The 16,245-nt window shown below is 39.2% G+C and carries 15 protein-coding genes; 10 read left to right on the top strand and 5 right to left on the bottom strand.

Going from position 1 to position 16,245, the window contains the following annotated elements; all coding sequences use genetic code 11:
- The first annotated feature begins 198 nt into the window (after positions 1-198).
- From E4661_RS06290 to E4661_RS06280, 3 genes are all read left to right on the top strand, one after another.
- On the top strand, positions 199-1,218 hold the full coding sequence (locus E4661_RS06290) for a LacI family DNA-binding transcriptional regulator (protein WP_136466035.1): 1,020 nt from the start codon (positions 199-201) through the stop codon (positions 1,216-1,218).
- Between the two features lie 62 nt (positions 1,219-1,280).
- Positions 1,281-3,587 (top strand): glycoside hydrolase family 65 protein, encoded by a 2,307-nt coding sequence (locus E4661_RS06285; protein ID WP_136465974.1) that lies wholly within the window; start codon positions 1,281-1,283, stop codon positions 3,585-3,587.
- Positions 3,588-3,672: 85 nt separating this feature from the next.
- The gene (locus E4661_RS06280; RefSeq protein ID WP_136465973.1) at positions 3,673-5,451 is read left to right on the top strand and encodes an alpha-amylase family protein; all 1,779 of its coding nucleotides are present in this window, start codon (positions 3,673-3,675) and stop codon (positions 5,449-5,451) included.
- A 51-nt stretch (positions 5,452-5,502) separates the two neighbouring features.
- Here the strand turns inward: E4661_RS06280 and E4661_RS06275 are convergent, their stop codons facing one another.
- Positions 5,503-5,925, bottom strand: a complete 423-nt coding sequence (locus E4661_RS06275) for a hypothetical protein (RefSeq protein WP_136465972.1) — start codon at positions 5,923-5,925, stop codon at positions 5,503-5,505.
- Positions 5,926-6,113: 188 nt separating this feature from the next.
- Between E4661_RS06275 and E4661_RS06270 the strand changes: the two genes are divergently transcribed.
- The gene (locus tag E4661_RS06270) at positions 6,114-6,863 is read left to right on the top strand and encodes a glycerophosphodiester phosphodiesterase (protein WP_136465971.1); all 750 of its coding nucleotides are present in this window, start codon (positions 6,114-6,116) and stop codon (positions 6,861-6,863) included.
- Positions 6,863-8,140, top strand: a complete 1,278-nt coding sequence (locus tag E4661_RS06265; protein WP_136465970.1) for a BaiN/RdsA family NAD(P)/FAD-dependent oxidoreductase — start codon at positions 6,863-6,865, stop codon at positions 8,138-8,140. The genes E4661_RS06270 and E4661_RS06265 overlap by 1 nt, the downstream gene beginning before the upstream one ends.
- Here E4661_RS06265 and E4661_RS06260 read toward each other — a convergent pair.
- Both E4661_RS06260 and glpK read right to left on the bottom strand, forming a co-directional pair.
- Positions 8,137-8,865, bottom strand: a complete 729-nt coding sequence (locus tag E4661_RS06260) for an MIP/aquaporin family protein (RefSeq protein WP_136465969.1) — start codon at positions 8,863-8,865, stop codon at positions 8,137-8,139. The two genes, E4661_RS06265 and E4661_RS06260, sit on opposite strands and share 4 nt — an antisense overlap.
- A 13-nt stretch (positions 8,866-8,878) precedes the next feature.
- Positions 8,879-10,375, bottom strand: coding sequence for a glycerol kinase GlpK (glpK, locus tag E4661_RS06255; RefSeq protein WP_136465968.1), 1,497 nt, complete (start codon positions 10,373-10,375; stop codon positions 8,879-8,881).
- Positions 10,376-10,447: 72 nt separating this feature from the next.
- On the opposite strand from glpK, the gene E4661_RS06250 reads away from it, so the two are divergent.
- On the top strand, positions 10,448-10,981 hold the full coding sequence (locus E4661_RS06250) for a DUF1697 domain-containing protein (RefSeq protein ID WP_136465967.1): 534 nt from the start codon (positions 10,448-10,450) through the stop codon (positions 10,979-10,981).
- 10 nt (positions 10,982-10,991) lie between these two features.
- Here the strand turns inward: E4661_RS06250 and E4661_RS06245 are convergent, their stop codons facing one another.
- Positions 10,992-11,468 carry a TspO/MBR family protein gene (locus E4661_RS06245; RefSeq protein WP_136466034.1) on the bottom strand — a complete coding sequence of 159 codons (477 nt, stop codon included), beginning with the start codon at positions 11,466-11,468 and terminating at the stop codon, positions 10,992-10,994.
- Positions 11,469-11,562: 94 nt separating this feature from the next.
- Between E4661_RS06245 and mvaD the strand changes: the two genes are divergently transcribed.
- The 4 genes from mvaD (at position 11,563) to E4661_RS06225 (ending at position 15,528) form a co-directional block, all read left to right on the top strand.
- Entirely contained in the window at positions 11,563-12,657 is a 1,095-nt protein-coding gene (gene mvaD / locus E4661_RS06240) for a diphosphomevalonate decarboxylase (RefSeq protein ID WP_136465966.1), read from the top strand.
- A gap of 64 nt (positions 12,658-12,721) precedes the next feature.
- On the top strand, positions 12,722-13,660 hold the full coding sequence (locus tag E4661_RS06235) for a mevalonate kinase family protein (RefSeq protein WP_136465965.1): 939 nt from the start codon (positions 12,722-12,724) through the stop codon (positions 13,658-13,660).
- Between the two features lie 9 nt (positions 13,661-13,669).
- Complete coding sequence (locus tag E4661_RS06230) at positions 13,670-14,575, top strand: geranylgeranylglycerol-phosphate geranylgeranyltransferase (RefSeq protein ID WP_136465964.1); 906 nt, start codon at positions 13,670-13,672, stop codon at positions 14,573-14,575.
- On the top strand, positions 14,575-15,528 hold the full coding sequence (locus tag E4661_RS06225) for a carbon-nitrogen hydrolase family protein (RefSeq protein ID WP_136465963.1): 954 nt from the start codon (positions 14,575-14,577) through the stop codon (positions 15,526-15,528). The genes E4661_RS06230 and E4661_RS06225 overlap by 1 nt, the downstream gene beginning before the upstream one ends.
- A 16-nt stretch (positions 15,529-15,544) precedes the next feature.
- On the opposite strand, the gene E4661_RS06220 is transcribed toward E4661_RS06225, so the two are convergent.
- Positions 15,545-16,240, bottom strand: coding sequence for an SH3 domain-containing protein (locus tag E4661_RS06220; RefSeq protein WP_136465962.1), 696 nt, complete (start codon positions 16,238-16,240; stop codon positions 15,545-15,547).
- Between the last annotated feature and the right edge of the window lie 5 nt (positions 16,241-16,245).

The raw sequence follows: 16,245 nt of genomic DNA, 5'->3' as shown, positions 1-16,245 counted from the left end.
CAATTTTTTAAGAATAATGTAATTTTTTTGACTAAGATACTATTTTTTATTTTTTGCCGAACTTTATTTTTAAAAGTTCTTTTGTACTCTTTTTTTTACATTTCTTTCTCAGTTTCAGTCAAAATTGTATTGTTGTGGCCAGATGGCACATAATTTAAAATTTAACATTAAATTGTACCTTTAAAATATTGCACTTTGTTGAAGACGAAAATTACATTGAAAGACATTGCACGGGAGTTGGAGGTTTCTATTTCCACAGTTTCCAAAGCATTAAAAAATAGTGAGGAAATAAGTAGGGATACCAAGGAAAAAGTGCAGGCCTTTGCTAAGTTATACAACTACAAGCCGAACAATATTGCCATTAGCCTTAAGAATAAGAGAACAAAGAATATTGGGGTTGTAATTCCGGCTATTGTGCATCATTTTTTTACAACAGTAATACGAGGTATCGAAAAGTATGCCAACGCTAGGGGTTACAATGTCATAGTGTGTCTGTCCGAAGAGTCCTTTGACAAGGAGGTAATAAATATGGAAATGTTGGCCAATGGTAGCATTGACGGATTTATTATGTCACTTTCCTCGGAAACTCAACAAAAAGGTGACTTTAACCATTTAAAGGAAGTTACAGAACAAGGAATACCAGTAGTTCTATTTGATCGGATTACAAATGAAATTGATTGTGATAAGGTAATTATCGATGATCAGTTAGGAGCCTATAATGCCACCAAAAAGCTCATTGATGAAGGGCGGAAAAGAATAGCACACATTACCACGGATGATTATTTAAGTGTCAGTAAGGAAAGAACCAAAGGGTACTTAAAAGCATTGCAGGACAACGGATTGGAGGCTGATGAATCAAGAATACTCAAATTGTCCACTATGGAAATAGATGAGGAAAGAATCAAAGAATTTCTGGATGCCAATGACTTTGATGCAGTGTTTTGTGTAAACGAGATTTTTACGGTCTATAGCATGCGGCTAGTGCAAACGAAGGGACTTAGGATACCCGAAGATGTTTCGTTTATCGGGTTTACCGACGGGCTTTTATCAAGGTATTCCAATCCAAGTTTGACCATGGTCGCCCAGCATGGTGAAAAAATGGGGGAAATTTCTGCCCAGATGCTCATAGACAAGGTGGAAAGCGAAAAGGAAGAAGAAACCTTTCAAACCAAAATTTTAGAACCTACCCTTGTCATAAGAAATTCTACTGTTAATTAAGAGAGGGAGCTTCTGTATGCCAGAAGCTATGTTTGTCGATTTTCAAACTAACAAATTCAAAAATGAACCAAGATTATATACAGGTGGACCCTTGGTCCATCATAGAAAGTAGTTTTGATCCTGAAACGGTCAAATCCTCCGAAAGCCTATTTAGTTTGGGCAATGGTGCCATGGGGCAAAGAGCCAATTTTGAAGAACAATACTCTGGTGAAACATTTCAGGGAAGCTATATTGCTGGAGTTTACTACCCAGATAAAACTCGGGTAGGATGGTGGAAAAATGGATATCCGGAGTACTTCGCTAAAGTGTTGAACGCACCCAATTGGATTGGCATTGAGGTGTTGGTAGATGGTGAACCGTTAGATCTTCACAAATGTAAATCAGTCAAAGATTTTAAGAGGGAGCTAAACATGCGGGAAGGCTGGTATCAGCGTAGTTTTACAGCTCAATTGCAAAATGGAATTGAAATGTCAGTCCAATCAACAAGATTTTTAAGTCTTGAATTGGATGAGGTAGGTGCAATCAAGTATGAAATTACTCCGCTTAATCAAAATGTTGAAATAATATTATGCCCTTATTTGGATAGTGGTATTACCAATGAAGATAGTAATTGGGATGATCAATTCTGGAATACAACCAAAGTGTTTTCAGAGGGAAATCAGGCTTTTATTGAAGCCCATACCATGAAGACCAATTTTGCGACATGTACTTTTATGGAAGCTAGAGCCTTTTATAAAGGTACGCAGCTTAACTCTTCTCTTAATGAAAAGAAGGATGGGAATTCCGTCGGCTTATGTTTTGTTACAGAAGTCGAGAAAGACGAAAGCATTGAACTTCACAAATTTGGTGGATATACGGTTTCTCGAAACCATAAAGAATCCGACTTGGTCAGCGCGGCCAAGCATGTTCTAAAACAGGCTACGGAAATTGGATTCGATGCATTGCTTCAAATGCAAAAGGAAACTTGGAGCAAGATTTGGGAGATGAGCGATATTACCATTGAAGGAGATACAAAAGCCCAGCAGGGAATCCGCTTCAATATCTTTCAGCTTAACCAAACCTATTTGGGGAAGGATTCGGGGCTCAATATTGGCCCTAAAGGTTTTACGGGCGAAAAATATGGCGGAAGCACCTATTGGGATACCGAAGCCTATTGTTTGCCATTTTATATGGCTACCAAAAACCAGAAAGTTGCATGGAACCTGTTGGAGTATCGTTATAAACACTTGGACAAAGCCATTGAAAATGCCGAAAAACTTGGGTTTTCGAATGGAGCTGCACTTTACCCAATGGTCACCATGAATGGCGAAGAATGTCATAACGAATGGGAGATTACCTTTGAGGAAATCCATAGAAATGGAGCAATAGCATTTGCCATATACAATTACCACAGGTTTACCGGAGACTACAGTTATATCCCCAAAATGGGATTAGAGGTACTCATTGGGATTGCACGTTTTTGGCACCAAAGAGTCAATTTCTCTAAAGACAAGCAAAAATATGTAATGCTCGGGGTCACGGGCCCAAATGAATATGAAAACAACGTCAATAACAACTGGTACACAAATTACTTGGCTAAATGGTGCTTGGAGTACGCTGCTGAACAATTAAGTGCTGTGGAGAAAGAATATCCTACCGATTTTCAACGTGTAATTAAAAAAACAAACCTTTCCCATAAAGAAGCCAATGATTGGATGGATGTTGCCAAAAACATGTACTTCCCGCACTCAGAAAAGTACGAAGTGTTTTTACAGCAAGATGGTTTTTTGGATAAGGAGTTGACTAAGGTCAGTGAACTTGATAAGTCAGAAAGACCTATCAACCAAAAATGGAGTTGGGACAGAATATTACGTTCCCCGTATATAAAGCAGGCCGATGTGCTTCAGGGGTTCTATTTCTTTGAAGACGATTTCAGTATGAAAGAATTGGAAAAACATTTCGATTTTTATGAACCCTTTACTGTTCATGAATCTTCACTTTCTCCATGTGTCCATAGCATTCAGGCGGCAAAATTGGGTAGAATGGACCAGGCTTATACTTTTTATTTGCGAACCTCACGATTGGATTTGGATGATTACAACAAAGAAGTTGAAGAGGGGCTACATATCACTTCAATGGCCGGTACTTGGATGAGCATTGTAGAAGGTTTTGGCGGAATGCGCATTGTGAACAATACCCTTTGCTTTACCCCTCAAATACCTCAACAGTGGAAATCGTACTCGTTTAAGGTCAATTTTAGGGATCAAGTTGTTACCGCAACCGTTTCGGAAAAAGGTGCGGGCTTCCAAATCTCAGGAGATAAGGAACTGTTGGTTAAGGTCAACAACAAAGTTTTGAGTTTACTGCCTGGGGAAACTGTTTATGCGTAAAAGGTTGCCGTCGTAATATTGGTTTACAAATATTAGAAAGTATTTTTGCCCCTCGCGAAAATGATAAAGTGCACATCTTCACCCCATGAAAAAGAAAACCGTTGTATATCAAGTCTTCACTAGACTTTTTGGAAATACAAATAAAACCAACAACCCTTGGGGGACCATTAAAGAAAATGGGGTTGGCAAATTTGCCGATTTTACCGAAAAGGCACTCTCAGAAATCAAGGATTTGGGTGTCACACATATCTGGTACACTGGAGTACCTCATCATGCATTAATCAATGATTATTCAAGATATGGTATTTCCAGTGATTACCCCGAAGTGGTAAAGGGGCGAGCGGGATCACCTTATGCGGTAAAAGATTATTATAATGTAAACCCTGATTTGGCGGCTGATCCATCTAAAAGATTGGAAGAGTTCAAAGAACTTATAGATCGCACCCATAATGTTGGATTAAAAGTGTTGATAGATATTGTTCCAAATCATGTGGCCCGCAATTATAAAGGCTTGACCAACCCTGATGGGATTTCTGATTTTGGAACAGATGATAACACCTCAGTGGAATATCATGTCAATAATAACTTTTATTATATTCCCAATTCCGAGTTCAAAACACCTGAATGGCAAGAAGGATACTTACCACTAGGAGGCCAAGAATCTCAAATTGCTGATAGCAGGTTTCAGGAAATACCCGCTAAATGGACAGGAAATGGATCAAGATTGGCACAGCCCCATTTTAATGACTGGTACGAAACCGTAAAAATAAACTATGGGGTTAGACCTGATGGCACAAAGGATTTTGATGAACTGCCTGATGGATTTAATAAAGAAAGCCACGAAGCACATTTCAATTTTTGGAAGGATAAAAAGGTTCCCGACTCTTGGATCAAGTTCAGAGACATAACATGGTATTGGTTGGATTTTGGCGTTGACGGTTTTCGATTTGATATGGCCGAAATGGTTCCTGTTGAATTTTGGAGCTTTCTGAATTCCAATATTAAAGCAAAAAAACCAGAGGCTTTTTTATTGGCAGAAGTGTACAATCCCAATCTGTATCGAGATTACATACATAAAGGAAAAATGGACTATCTCTACGATAAGGTGGATTTATATGATGGTTTAAAACACATCATGAAGGGGTATGGCTGGACGGATCACATCCCTGTTGCACAGCGTGAAGTGCTGGATATTGAACATCACATGCTACATTTTTTGGAAAATCATGATGAACAACGGATAGCTAGTTCTGATTTTGTCGGCAATGCAGAAATTGCGAAACCAGCGATGGTGGTTTCCGCTACTTTGAGCACCTCGCCAACAATGATTTATTTTGGGCAAGAAGTTGGTGAACCTGCCGCTGAGGATGCCGGCTTCGGAAAGCCGACCCGTACATCAATTTTCGACTATATAGGTGTTCCACATCATCAACGTTGGATGAATAACGGAACGTTCGATGGAGGACAACTTTCTGAAAACGAAAAGCTACTTAGGGATTTCTACAAGCGACTTTTGAACTTCACCATTGATAGTGAGGCCCTTATGGGAGAGTATCGAGAGATTCATTTTTTCAACAAAGACAATACTGAAAACTATGACCATCGCGTATTGTCTTATGTGCGTTGGAGTTCAAACGAAAAATTGATTATTGTTTCCAATTTTGATGTTGAAAAATCCTATGAATTTAATTTAAAAATACCTCATGACGTAATTTCTAAGTGGAATTTGAAAGATGGCAAATATGCTTTGACCGAGGAGTTGTACGGTGATACGGAATTGACTTTGGTAGTTGTTGATGGTTTTGGAAGGATAAGTCTTCAATTAAAACCATTACGATCATTCATTCTTCGTGTTAAAAAATAAAAGGCGGATTGCTTTTGCAATCCGCCTAAAGTTTTGGTCGGTTAGTACTGTTTACCCTTCTTTAGTAGCAGTTTTTTGATAAATTAATCCAATAACAGCGCCAATTATCCCATAGAAGACAATGTAGACAATTCCGTTGACCAAAAACCCGGTCATGTCCATAAGCCCCATAATGGCGTGGTTTAAAAGCCCCATTCCGAAACCCATAAAAATACCAATCCACGCACCATATTGAAAGCCTTCTTTGGCACTATGATGACCTCTGGCCCATTTACTGTAAACAGAGCTAAGCACAAAAGCCATAATTACATTGGCTACTGCTATTAATGCCATATTCATCTCCTCTTGCATAAAATTTTTGAGTGTATGCCCGGCAAAGAAGTCAGCCAGTAAAACCTCCCAAATTCCATACCCTAATAAAAACATGGTGATGAATGCCCCAAGAGTGGCCAATAAGTTTGATTTTGAAAACATGTTAGTTGATGTATTGGTTATTAATCTAATAAATGTATTAAATTATCTTTAACGAATTGTTAAAAATAGATACTAAAAATTAGTAATTACACATTTTGTTAAAAAAACCTATGCTTTATCACTTGAATCAGCACATGGAATTTCATTTCAAATCGTATTTTTAAGAACGAAAACAAACCAAAATAAAAATGAAAAATAACCTACTACGGTCCATTATGGCTGTTTTTATATTAAATAGTTGTGATATGGCAAACAATACTTTGGCGATTGGGCATCGTGGAGCAATGGGACATGAAACAGAGAACACCCTTGCTTCAATTCAGAAAGCTTTGGACATTGGAGTGGATATGATTGAAATTGATGTTTTTAAAATTGAAAGCGGTGAAATAGTAGTGTTTCATGATGAAAGGGTAGAAAGATTGACAAATGGGGGAGGTAGTATCGAAGAATTTAATATAATTCAAGTGAAACAACTCATCTTGGATGGTAATCATAAAATTCCCCAGTTGCAAGATGTACTTAAACTGATTGACAACCAGGTCGCCCTAAATATTGAGTTGAAGGGTTCTAATACCGCCGACAGGGTAAACTTTATTGTTGATTATTATATTAGAGATAGAGGGTGGGATGCAAACAATTTCATTATCTCAAGTTTTAAATGGGACGAATTGAAAAAAATGCGCGAGCTAAATAAAAACATCAAAATAGCTGTTTTAACGGAACAAGACCCACTTGATGCCATTACAGTGGCAAAGGAATTAGACGCAGTAGCGATCAATCCCAACTTTAAGAAGTTGACACAGGAAAACGTGAGCAAGATTCAAGAAGAAGGCTTAAAGGTGTACACTTGGACCGTTAACACACCTGAGGATATCCAAAAGATGAAGGATTTTGGAGTAGATGGGATTATTTCCAATTACCCTGAGCGCGTCCACTAATGTTTGATGTTATAATTGTGGGAGGTGGAGCCGCAGGGTTCTATGCAGCCATTCAAATAGCCGAGAAAGCACCTGATCTTAAAATTGCCATTTTTGAAAGAGGGAAGACTGTACTTTCTAAAGTCAAAGTTTCAGGAGGAGGGCGTTGTAATGTAACGCATGGGGAGTTTTCTCCTCATGAATTGGTTACGAATTACCCAAGGGGCAAAAAAGAACTATTGGGACCATTTCATAAACATGCTCCAGGAGATGTAATGTCTTTTTTTGAACAAAGGGGAATCTCGTTAAAAATAGAGGAGGATGGAAGGATTTTTCCTGTTAGCGATTCTTCCCAAACTATCATTGATTGCTTTATTGCTGAAACCAAACGGTTAGGGGTTAAAATCTTAAAGAACAGCGCTGTAAAACGTATCCAAAAATCCGAAAATGGGCAGGGCTGGCAAGTTACTACAATGAACAGGCACTACATAGGCAAAAAATTACTTTTGGCGACCGGGAGCAATCCTAAAATTTGGAATCAACTGGCGGAAATGGGACACACTATTATACCTCCAGTTCCATCTTTGTTTACTTTTAATATCAATGATGAAAGAATTAGGGGTATTCAAGGTATAAGCGTAGATGCTTCCGTAGAGATTCCGCCGAAAAAGGCTTTTTCCTCCAAAGTGCAAATCAAACTTAAAAGTGCGCTTAAGGAAGAACCCATTCTTGAGTCAGAAGGCTCCGTTTTAATAACCCATTGGGGTTTGAGCGGTCCTGCGATTCTAAAACTGTCGGCTTGGGGAGCAAATATTTTGCACGGATTTAACTACCAATTCAGGATCAACGTAAACTGGACACCTGAATACACCACGGGGTCCATGGAAAATTATTTATGGAAGGTCAAAGAAACAGAAACCAAAAAAACGATTCTTCGAACTCGGGCGGTCGAGATACCTAGGAGGTTATGGACTAATTTGGTTCGTGAATCAGGAATTGAAAAAGATTTAAAGTGGAGCGATGTCACAAAAGAAAAACTTCAAAAGTTGGCTTTACAACTTACAGCTTGCTCTTTCAAAGTAGAAGGAAAGAGCACCTTTAAAGAAGAGTTTGTTACAGCAGGTGGGGTAGATTTAAAGGAAATCAACTTCAAAACATTCGCGAGTAAATTGCTTCCCAATATTTATTTTGCAGGTGAAATCATCAATGTTGATGCGATAACGGGGGGCTTCAACTTTCAGAATGCTTGGACGGGAGCGTATATTGCATCGCAGGCTATTGCTGAAGACCTGCGTTAGGCAAGTGTCATTGCAAGCCAGGCCGCGACAGCTGCTCCGAAAATAGGGCCTACTACTGGAATCCAAGAGTATCCCCATCCGTTCGAGCCTTTATCTTTAATGGGTAAAAGCGCATGAACAATTCGAGGTCCTAGATCTCTGGCCGGATTAATGGCATACCCGGTGGTGCCACCCAAGGATAGTCCAATTCCCCAAATAATAATGGCTACTGGGAGGGCACCTAAAGATCCCAATCCAATTATCGTATTGTCTTTGGTTGAGACGGCATCAGTAAAATACAATACGGCGAACACCAGTACAAATGTCCCCACTACCTCGGTCAATATATTTGAAAACAAGTTGTTAATAGCAGGGGCATTGCAAAAGACCGCTCTTTTGGTATCTCCGTCCTCGGTTGTATCAAAATGTGGTTTGTGAATTAGCCATACTACAAACGCTCCAAGCATAGCTCCGATAAATTGGGCTAAAATATAGTTTGGTACGTCAAAGAGTGAGAATTCACCGGCCAGTGCAAGGCCAATCGTAACGGCTGGATTCATGTGGGCTCCACTATACGGGCCAGCCACTACAACACCGGTATAAACGGCAAACGCCCATCCAGTGGTAATCACAATCCAACCTGAACTACTTCCGTAGGTTCCTTTTAGTGAAACATTGGCATTAACACCACAGCCTAATAAAATTAAAAGAAAAGTACCTACAATCTCTGCGATAAAGGGAGTCATATCGTTTTTTGGTTTAGTTATTTTTGGTCCAATGTTCCAAGGCACTTATCGCCCTGTACCACCCTTTGATAGCACGTTCAATATCTTCCCTTTTTTGGGTTGGATTAAAACGGATATCGGTTTGCCAAATATCTTGAATTTCTTCCTGATTTTTCCAAAAACCTACGGCTAAACCTGCAAGATAAGCTGCGCCCATAACCGTGGTCTCGATAATTTTGGGACGAACGGTTGTAGTATCCAGAACATCAGCTTGAAACTGCATCAACATATTGTTCACTGTGGCGCCCCCATCTACCCGAAGTTCTTGAACCGAAATACCCGAATCGGCCTCCATCGCCTTTAAAACATCCATGGTCTGATACGCGATGGATTCTAGTGACGCTCTAGCGATATGGGCATCGGTACTTCCCCTGGTCAATCCAAAAATAGTGCCTTGGGCATGTTGATTCCAATGCGGAGCACCCAACCCCGCAAAGGCTGGAACAAAGTAGACTCCTTCAGAGTTTTCAACCGAACTGGCCAACTGTTCAACCTCTGAAGAAGCTGAAATAATTTTCAGACTGTCTCGGAGCCATTGTACAACGGCACCTGCTATAAAAATGCTTCCTTCTAGGGCGTATGTGGTTTTTCCATTGATTTTCCAGGCGATGGTTGTAAGCAAATTGTTTTTGGAAATAATAGGATTTTCTCCAATGTTCATTAACATAAAACAACCCGTTCCATAAGTATTCTTGACCATGCCTTGTTGGTTACACATTTGGCCAAATAGGGCCGCCTGTTGGTCACCTGCAATACCAGCTATTGGAACATTGGGCGCAAATGAGCTTGTATTTGTTTCGCCATAAATCTCGCTGGATTGTTTTACATCTGGGAGCATACTTGCGGGAATATTCAATAAATCCAAAAGCTCCTTATCCCATTCCAAGGTGTTTATATTATATAATAATGTACGAGAAGCGTTTGTTGCATCTGTAATGTGTAAGGCTCCATGGGTCATTTTCCAAATGAGCCAAGTATCGATGGTACCCATAATCAATTCCCCTGATTGGGCTTTTTCCCTAGCCCCATCAACGTTATCAAGAATCCATTTGACCTTTGTGCCTGAAAAATAGGAGTCAATGACCAATCCTGTTTTTTCGCGGATCATTTGTGACTTTCCCTGACTTTTAAGCTGATCACAGTAATCAGCTGTGCGCTTGTCTTGCCAAACGATGGCATTGTAAATCGGGTTTCCGGTATTTTTATCCCAAACCACAACAGTTTCACGTTGGTTGGTAATGCCAATTGCCGCGATTTGCTGACCCGAAAGACCTTTTTTGCCCAAAGCAGCTGAAGCCATCCCTGACTGTGTCTCCCAAATTTCCATAGGGTCGTGTTCTACCCAACCCGGTTTTGGAAAAATTTGCGTAAACTCTTTTTGGGCGACAGAAACGATACTTCCCTTTTTATCAAAAACCACAGCACGGGAACTCGTGGTTCCTTGATCTAAGGCTAGGACATATTCACTCATTGTGGTTACTTTTGATGAGCTTGAATTTAAGAAAAATTAATTGCGTTGAACAAATTGAACAATTAAGAAAACATGAAATCTTATATAGCATTACTAAGGGGAATCAACGTGAGCGGACAAAAGAAAATAAAGATGGCCGACTTGACCCAATCTTTGAAACGTGAAGGATTTTGTAAGGTTAGAACTTATATTCAAAGCGGAAATGTTGTCTTTGCCAGTGACAAAAATGACGTGGAGAAGCTTCAAAATAATATGCATAAAGTGATTCTGGATGATTTTGGTTTTGAAGTTCCCGTATTGATTTTAACCGTTGAAGAACTAGTGCAGGTTTTAAAAGAGAGTCCCTACGCAGATGAACCAAATGAGAAAGGTTTGTATTATGTGTTGTTGAAAACGGTTCCTGATGACAAGTTGGTCAAGACATTCAATCAGCTGGATTTTGAAAATGAAGATTTTCATGTAACAGAAAGGTGCGTTTACCTTAATTGTAAAGCAGGATTTGGAAAAGCGAAGCTCAACAACAACTTTGTAGAACGGAAACTAAAAGTGGAGGCCACAACACGAAACTTAAAAACCATGCAAAAGCTGGTCGAAATGGCTGGGTAAGCCAGTTTTTTCAATTTAATAGCCAAATATTATAATTCAATACCGCCGCGAAACACACCCATAAAAGGTAGGGAATCAACAAATAAGCAGCTATTTTACTTACCACCTTGAACCATTTAATGGTCAACATAATCAAAGTCAGCAAGGTTAGAATAATCAAAAGTGCCAGCAGTGGGCTTTTTAATCCGAAAAAGACAATGCTCCATAAGGCATTGAACAAGAGCTGAAACGCAAAATGGTATAAAGCTGTTTTAACCCAGATATGATGGAATCCTTTGGACCAAACAATTCCGGCCGAGATTCCCATCAAAGTGTACAGTATCGTCCATACAGGAGCGAAAATTTCATTAGGGGGATTAAAGCTCGGTTTGTTCAAGGTGAGATACCAATCATTTACTGAACTTTGGGTGGCAAAGCTAGACAGAAAGCCGATCAAGAGGCAAACAATTACGGCAATTCCAATATTGACAATTTTCTTTTTTTTCATGGTCGGTGCTACTCCATCTAAAATTAAGAATTTATTTGTATCCATTGCCGATGAAGACGTGTGCTTCGTTTATATTTGCCCAAAGCTTATGTCAATGAACCCGAAAGACTTTCTGCCTAACCCTTATAGAGATTTACCAGCAGAAGGGAAAGTAGCTTGGAAGGCTCCTAGCAATATTGCTTTGGTGAAATATTGGGGAAAGAAAGCGAATCAGATTCCTGCAAACCCATCTATAAGCTTTACTTTGGATGCGTGTGCAACTACGACTTCGATTGTTTATTCACGAAAAGAAGAAAGCTCACAGTTTTCATTTGACTTGCTTTTGGATGGAAGGCCCAAAGATGATTTCAAGCCCAAAATCCAAACTTTCTTTGAACGGATTGTAGATTATGTTCCTTTTTTGACCTCGTATCACTTTAAAATAGAGACTTCAAATTCCTTTCCGCATAGCAGCGGAATTGCTTCTTCGGCAAGTGGAATGGCCGCACTGGCTCTATGCTTGCTTGATATTGAAAGAAAACTGGACGCTAAAATGGACGATGTTTTCTTCAACAAAAAAGCTTCATTTTTGGCCCGATTGGGCTCGGGGAGTGCCTGTAGAAGTATTGAAGGCGACTTGATTCAATGGGGAATACATCAAGAAATTCCAACAAGTTCAGATTTGTTTGGAATAAAGTATCCATTCGATGTTGATTCCGTTTTTAATAATTTTCATGATACTATTCTGTTGGTACATAAAGGGGAAAAGCAAGTTAGCAGTACGGTTGGACATAATTTAATGCATGATCATCCTTATGCAGCTAGACGCTTTCAACAAGCACATGATAATCTCAATAAATTAAAGGAGGTTTTTTCAAAGGGAGATTTGGAAAGTTTCATTCAGATTGTGGAGAGTGAGGCATTGACTCTTCATGCCATGATGATGACCAGTAATCCTTATTTTATTTTGATGAAGCCCGACACTTTAGAAATCATCAATAAAATATGGGTGTATCGGAAAGAGACTAAAACCCCCATTTGCTTTACGCTCGATGCCGGAGCTAATGTTCATGTGCTTTATCCAAAGTCGGTTAAAGAGAAGGCAATTCAATTTATTCAGAATGAATTGGTTGCGCATTGCGAGAATGGACATTATATTTGCGATCGAATTGGTAAAGGTGCTCGAAAATTAGTGGAGAACACCCAATGATCGGCCCCGTTTGACGTTAGAAGGTACAATCAAGGGCAAATATTTGTATTTTTAGAAAGTACATATGAAAGGACCACTTTTTTATTCTAAGATTCTTTTGTTTGGAGAGTATGGAATCATCAAAGATTCCAAAGGACTTTCCATACCCTATAATTTTTTTAAGGGAGCGCTCAAAACTGAGGATCATTTTTCTGATCAAGCTAAAGAGTCTAATGAGAGCCTAAAAGATTTTGCTTTGTATTTAAGAAACCTCGAAAGGGAAGAACAAGGTTTAGTGTCCTTTGATCTGGAAGCTTTGGAAAGCGATGTGGAGCAGGGAATGTACTTCGATAGTTCCATTCCACAAGGCTATGGTATTGGTAGTAGTGGGGCTCTCGTTGCGGCCATATACGATAAATATGCGACCGAAAAGATTACCGTTCTGGAGAACTTAACTAGAGAGAAACTGTTGAAACTTAAGGAGATATTTGGCAAAATGGAATCCTTTTTCCATGGAAAATCTTCTGGGCTAGATCCTTTGAACAGTTATTTGAGTTTACCTATTCTGATAAATTCAAAAGATAATATTGAGTCTACAAGTCTACCTTCCCAAAATAAAGAAGGAAAAGGTGCTGTATTCTTATTGGATAGCGGAATGACTGGAGAAACCGCCCCCATGGTGCAGATTTTTATGGAGAAAATGAAACAAGAAGGCTTTAGGAGCATGATTAAAAACCAATTTGTGAAGCATACCGATGCCTGTGTGGAAGATTTCTTGAACGGAAATGTCAAATCCCTTTTCAGAAACCTGAAACAGCTTTCACACGTTGCCTTGGATCATTTCAAACCTATGATTCCTTCTAAATTTCATCAGCTTTGGCAGCAAGGAATCGAATCCAATGACTATTATCTAAAACTCTGTGGGTCAGGAGGTGGAGGTTATATTTTGGGCTTTACCCAAGATTTTGAGAAGGCTCAAAAAGCGCTTGCAGGACACAAATTGGAAGTGGTTTACCACTTCTAAACCCATCACATGCTTAGTAGAAAAAATAGACTGTTGCTGTTTAAGCTGCTGAGTCTGTTTTCAGTAGTTCGAGGTTATAACATTCTTGTGATTACCATTGCGCAATATTTGGCTTCCATTTATATTCTATCCCCAAACCTTCCCTTAAGGGAAGTGGTCTTTGATCTAAACCTCTTTTTGATTGTGACTGCTTCGGCTTTAGTGATTGCCAGTGGTTATATCATCAACAATTTTTATGATGCCGAAAAAGACTTGATTAATAAGCCCCGAAAAAGCATGCTCGACAGATTGGTGAGCCAGCGCTTTAAGTTGACCACTTACTTTATTCTTAATCTATTGGCAGTTTTTGCGGCAAGTTATATTTCCTTTAGGGCGGTACTTTTCTTTTCTTCCTATATTTTCGGGATTTGGTTGTACTCCCATAAGTTGAAACGAATTCCTTTTATTGGTAATTTGGTTTCTGCTTCCTTGGCAATCGCTCCATTTTTTGTGGTTTTTGTGTACTATCAAAACTTTGAAAAAGTCATTTTTGTGCATGGTCTATTTCTTACGCTATTAATATTGGCCCGTGAAATGATTAAGGATCTTGAGAACATGGCTGGTGATATGGCGCAAAACTATAAGACCATTCCCATATTGTATGGCTCGAAAACTTCGAAAATATTGATAGGTTTATTAATTCTATTGACATTGGTTCCGGCTTTATTACTCATCCAATATTTTGATGTGGGCTATATGTATATTTACTTTTATGGGTGCATCATATTACTACTGATATTTACCATTCTATTGGCAAAGGCCAAACGCAAAAAACACTATGTTTGGTTACACAATATCCTCAAGTTCATTATCGTGGCTGGAGTTTTTAGCATCTTATTGATTGACGTGGATTTGGTCTTAAATCGGATTTTATAATGGAAAACCTTTTAAAAGTGGCCTTGGCGCAAATTGCACCGGTTTGGCTGGATAAAAAAGCAACAATTCAAAAAATCGAAACCACCATTAAAGAAGCTGCATCCAATGAAGCTGAACTAGTGGTATTCGGAGAAGCTTTTTTACCTGGATATCCGTTTTGGTTAGCCTATACCGATGGAGCTTCTTGGGATTTAAAAATAAATAAGGAACTCCATGCCCACTACGCCCGAAATTCCATTCAGATTGAAGTTGGAGATTTGGATTCGATATGTGAGCTGGCAAAGGCGCATAAAATTGCCATTTATTTGGGCATGATAGAACGCGCAAAAGACCGTGGAGGCCACAGTTTATATTGTTCTCTGGTCTATATCAATGCTGAAGGTGAGATAAAATCCGTGCATCGTAAGTTGCAACCTACTTACGATGAGCGCTTGACCTGGGCCCCGGGAGATGGGAACGGACTTAAAGTACATCCATTAAAACAATTTACAGTGGGAGGACTTAATTGCTGGGAAAATTGGATGCCCTTGCCTAGGACCGCTCTTTATGGCCAAGGTGAAAATTTGCATGTGGCAGTATGGCCAGGAGGGTTGCACAATACCAAGGACATAACCCGTTTTATCGCTCGAGAATCACGAAGTTTTGTGATTTCTGTCTCTTCGTTGATGCGCACCTCGGATTTTCCAGAGGAAACTCCGCATTTAGATAAAATTCTTAAAAAGGCACCTGATATGCTGGCTAATGGAGGTTCGTGTATTGCCGGACCGGATGGCGAATGGATCATTGAGCCTTTGGTGGGCCAAGAAGGGTTGATTTATGAAACACTGGATTTTAATCGTGTTTACGAAGAACGCCAAAACTTTGACCCAGTTGGACACTATTCCCGACCCGATGTGACCAAATTGACCGTAAATCGAGAACGGCAATCTACGGTTATATATGAAGGGGAATAGTAAGCAGAGTTATTTTTCAACACCCAGCTGTCCAATGTATTATGGTAAAGTCACCTAAAACGGTAATCGAAAAATCGCAGCCAACATCATCTCTAAAAACCATTATTGTGGGCAGTGGAGTTTCAAAATATTTTGTTTCAAAATCTTTATAACTAGGGCAGAAAATAGTTGCTAAAGTAAAAGCTTGTAAAATATTAAAATTGGGGATGCTCAAAGAACCTGAAAAACCACCTTCATTAAAAAAACTATAGCTGATGCCTTCTTTATAGCTTGCAACTCCTGAACTAATACAATGGTCATCGTCGGTGGTGCAATCTTCATATCTAGATAATATGTGAGTATCTATCTTTGAAAAACTATCATTTAAATACTCTAAAAGCGGATAATTTTCATGAAGCTCTGGTGGTTTTATGGTCGATAGGTAGCCCATAAAAGAATATCCGATAAAATCCTTATACTTTATTTTGACCCAGTTATCGGTATAGTCAAAGCCTGGAAATTCAGTGACCGTTAGGAGTATTCCTGAATCGGAAATTATGCTGACCTCAGATTTATATGGAATGATTGTAATCTTTTCGGCATTTGCACTTGGAGATTCTCGTAAGCTTAATCCACTTTTGGCCCAGATGTAGTAGGGCTTTGCAGAACTTTCTTGAGAGTTCGCAGCTACTATTTGAAAAATGAAAAATATATAGGGTATAATTGACTTCATGTTAT

It is taken from the genome of Flagellimonas onchidii (assembly GCF_004804315.1).
Taxonomy (GTDB): domain Bacteria; phylum Bacteroidota; class Bacteroidia; order Flavobacteriales; family Flavobacteriaceae; genus Flagellimonas; species Flagellimonas onchidii.
Note: the sequence above shows the minus strand (reverse complement) of the source record. Positions and strands in the feature narration are given on the sequence as shown.

Coding starts and splice junctions, on each gene's coding strand:
- glpK (WP_136465968.1), bottom strand. CDS start 10,375: ATGAGTGAATATGTCCTAGCCTTAGATCAAGGAACCACGAGTTCCCGT.
- E4661_RS06230 (WP_136465964.1), top strand. CDS start 13,670: ATGCTTAGTAGAAAAAATAGACTGTTGCTGTTTAAGCTGCTGAGTCTG.
- E4661_RS06285 (WP_136465974.1), top strand. CDS start 1,281: ATGAACCAAGATTATATACAGGTGGACCCTTGGTCCATCATAGAAAGT.
- E4661_RS06235 (WP_136465965.1), top strand. CDS start 12,722: ATGAAAGGACCACTTTTTTATTCTAAGATTCTTTTGTTTGGAGAGTAT.
- E4661_RS06260 (WP_136465969.1), bottom strand. CDS start 8,865: ATGACTCCCTTTATCGCAGAGATTGTAGGTACTTTTCTTTTAATTTTA.
- E4661_RS06280 (WP_136465973.1), top strand. CDS start 3,673: ATGAAAAAGAAAACCGTTGTATATCAAGTCTTCACTAGACTTTTTGGA.
- E4661_RS06245 (WP_136466034.1), bottom strand. CDS start 11,468: ATGAAAAAAAAGAAAATTGTCAATATTGGAATTGCCGTAATTGTTTGC.
- E4661_RS06250 (WP_136465967.1), top strand. CDS start 10,448: ATGAAATCTTATATAGCATTACTAAGGGGAATCAACGTGAGCGGACAA.
- E4661_RS06270 (WP_136465971.1), top strand. CDS start 6,114: ATGAAAAATAACCTACTACGGTCCATTATGGCTGTTTTTATATTAAAT.
- E4661_RS06265 (WP_136465970.1), top strand. CDS start 6,863: ATGTTTGATGTTATAATTGTGGGAGGTGGAGCCGCAGGGTTCTATGCA.
- E4661_RS06275 (WP_136465972.1), bottom strand. CDS start 5,925: ATGTTTTCAAAATCAAACTTATTGGCCACTCTTGGGGCATTCATCACC.
- mvaD (WP_136465966.1), top strand. CDS start 11,563: ATGAACCCGAAAGACTTTCTGCCTAACCCTTATAGAGATTTACCAGCA.
- E4661_RS06225 (WP_136465963.1), top strand. CDS start 14,575: ATGGAAAACCTTTTAAAAGTGGCCTTGGCGCAAATTGCACCGGTTTGG.
- E4661_RS06220 (WP_136465962.1), bottom strand. CDS start 16,240: ATGAAGTCAATTATACCCTATATATTTTTCATTTTTCAAATAGTAGCT.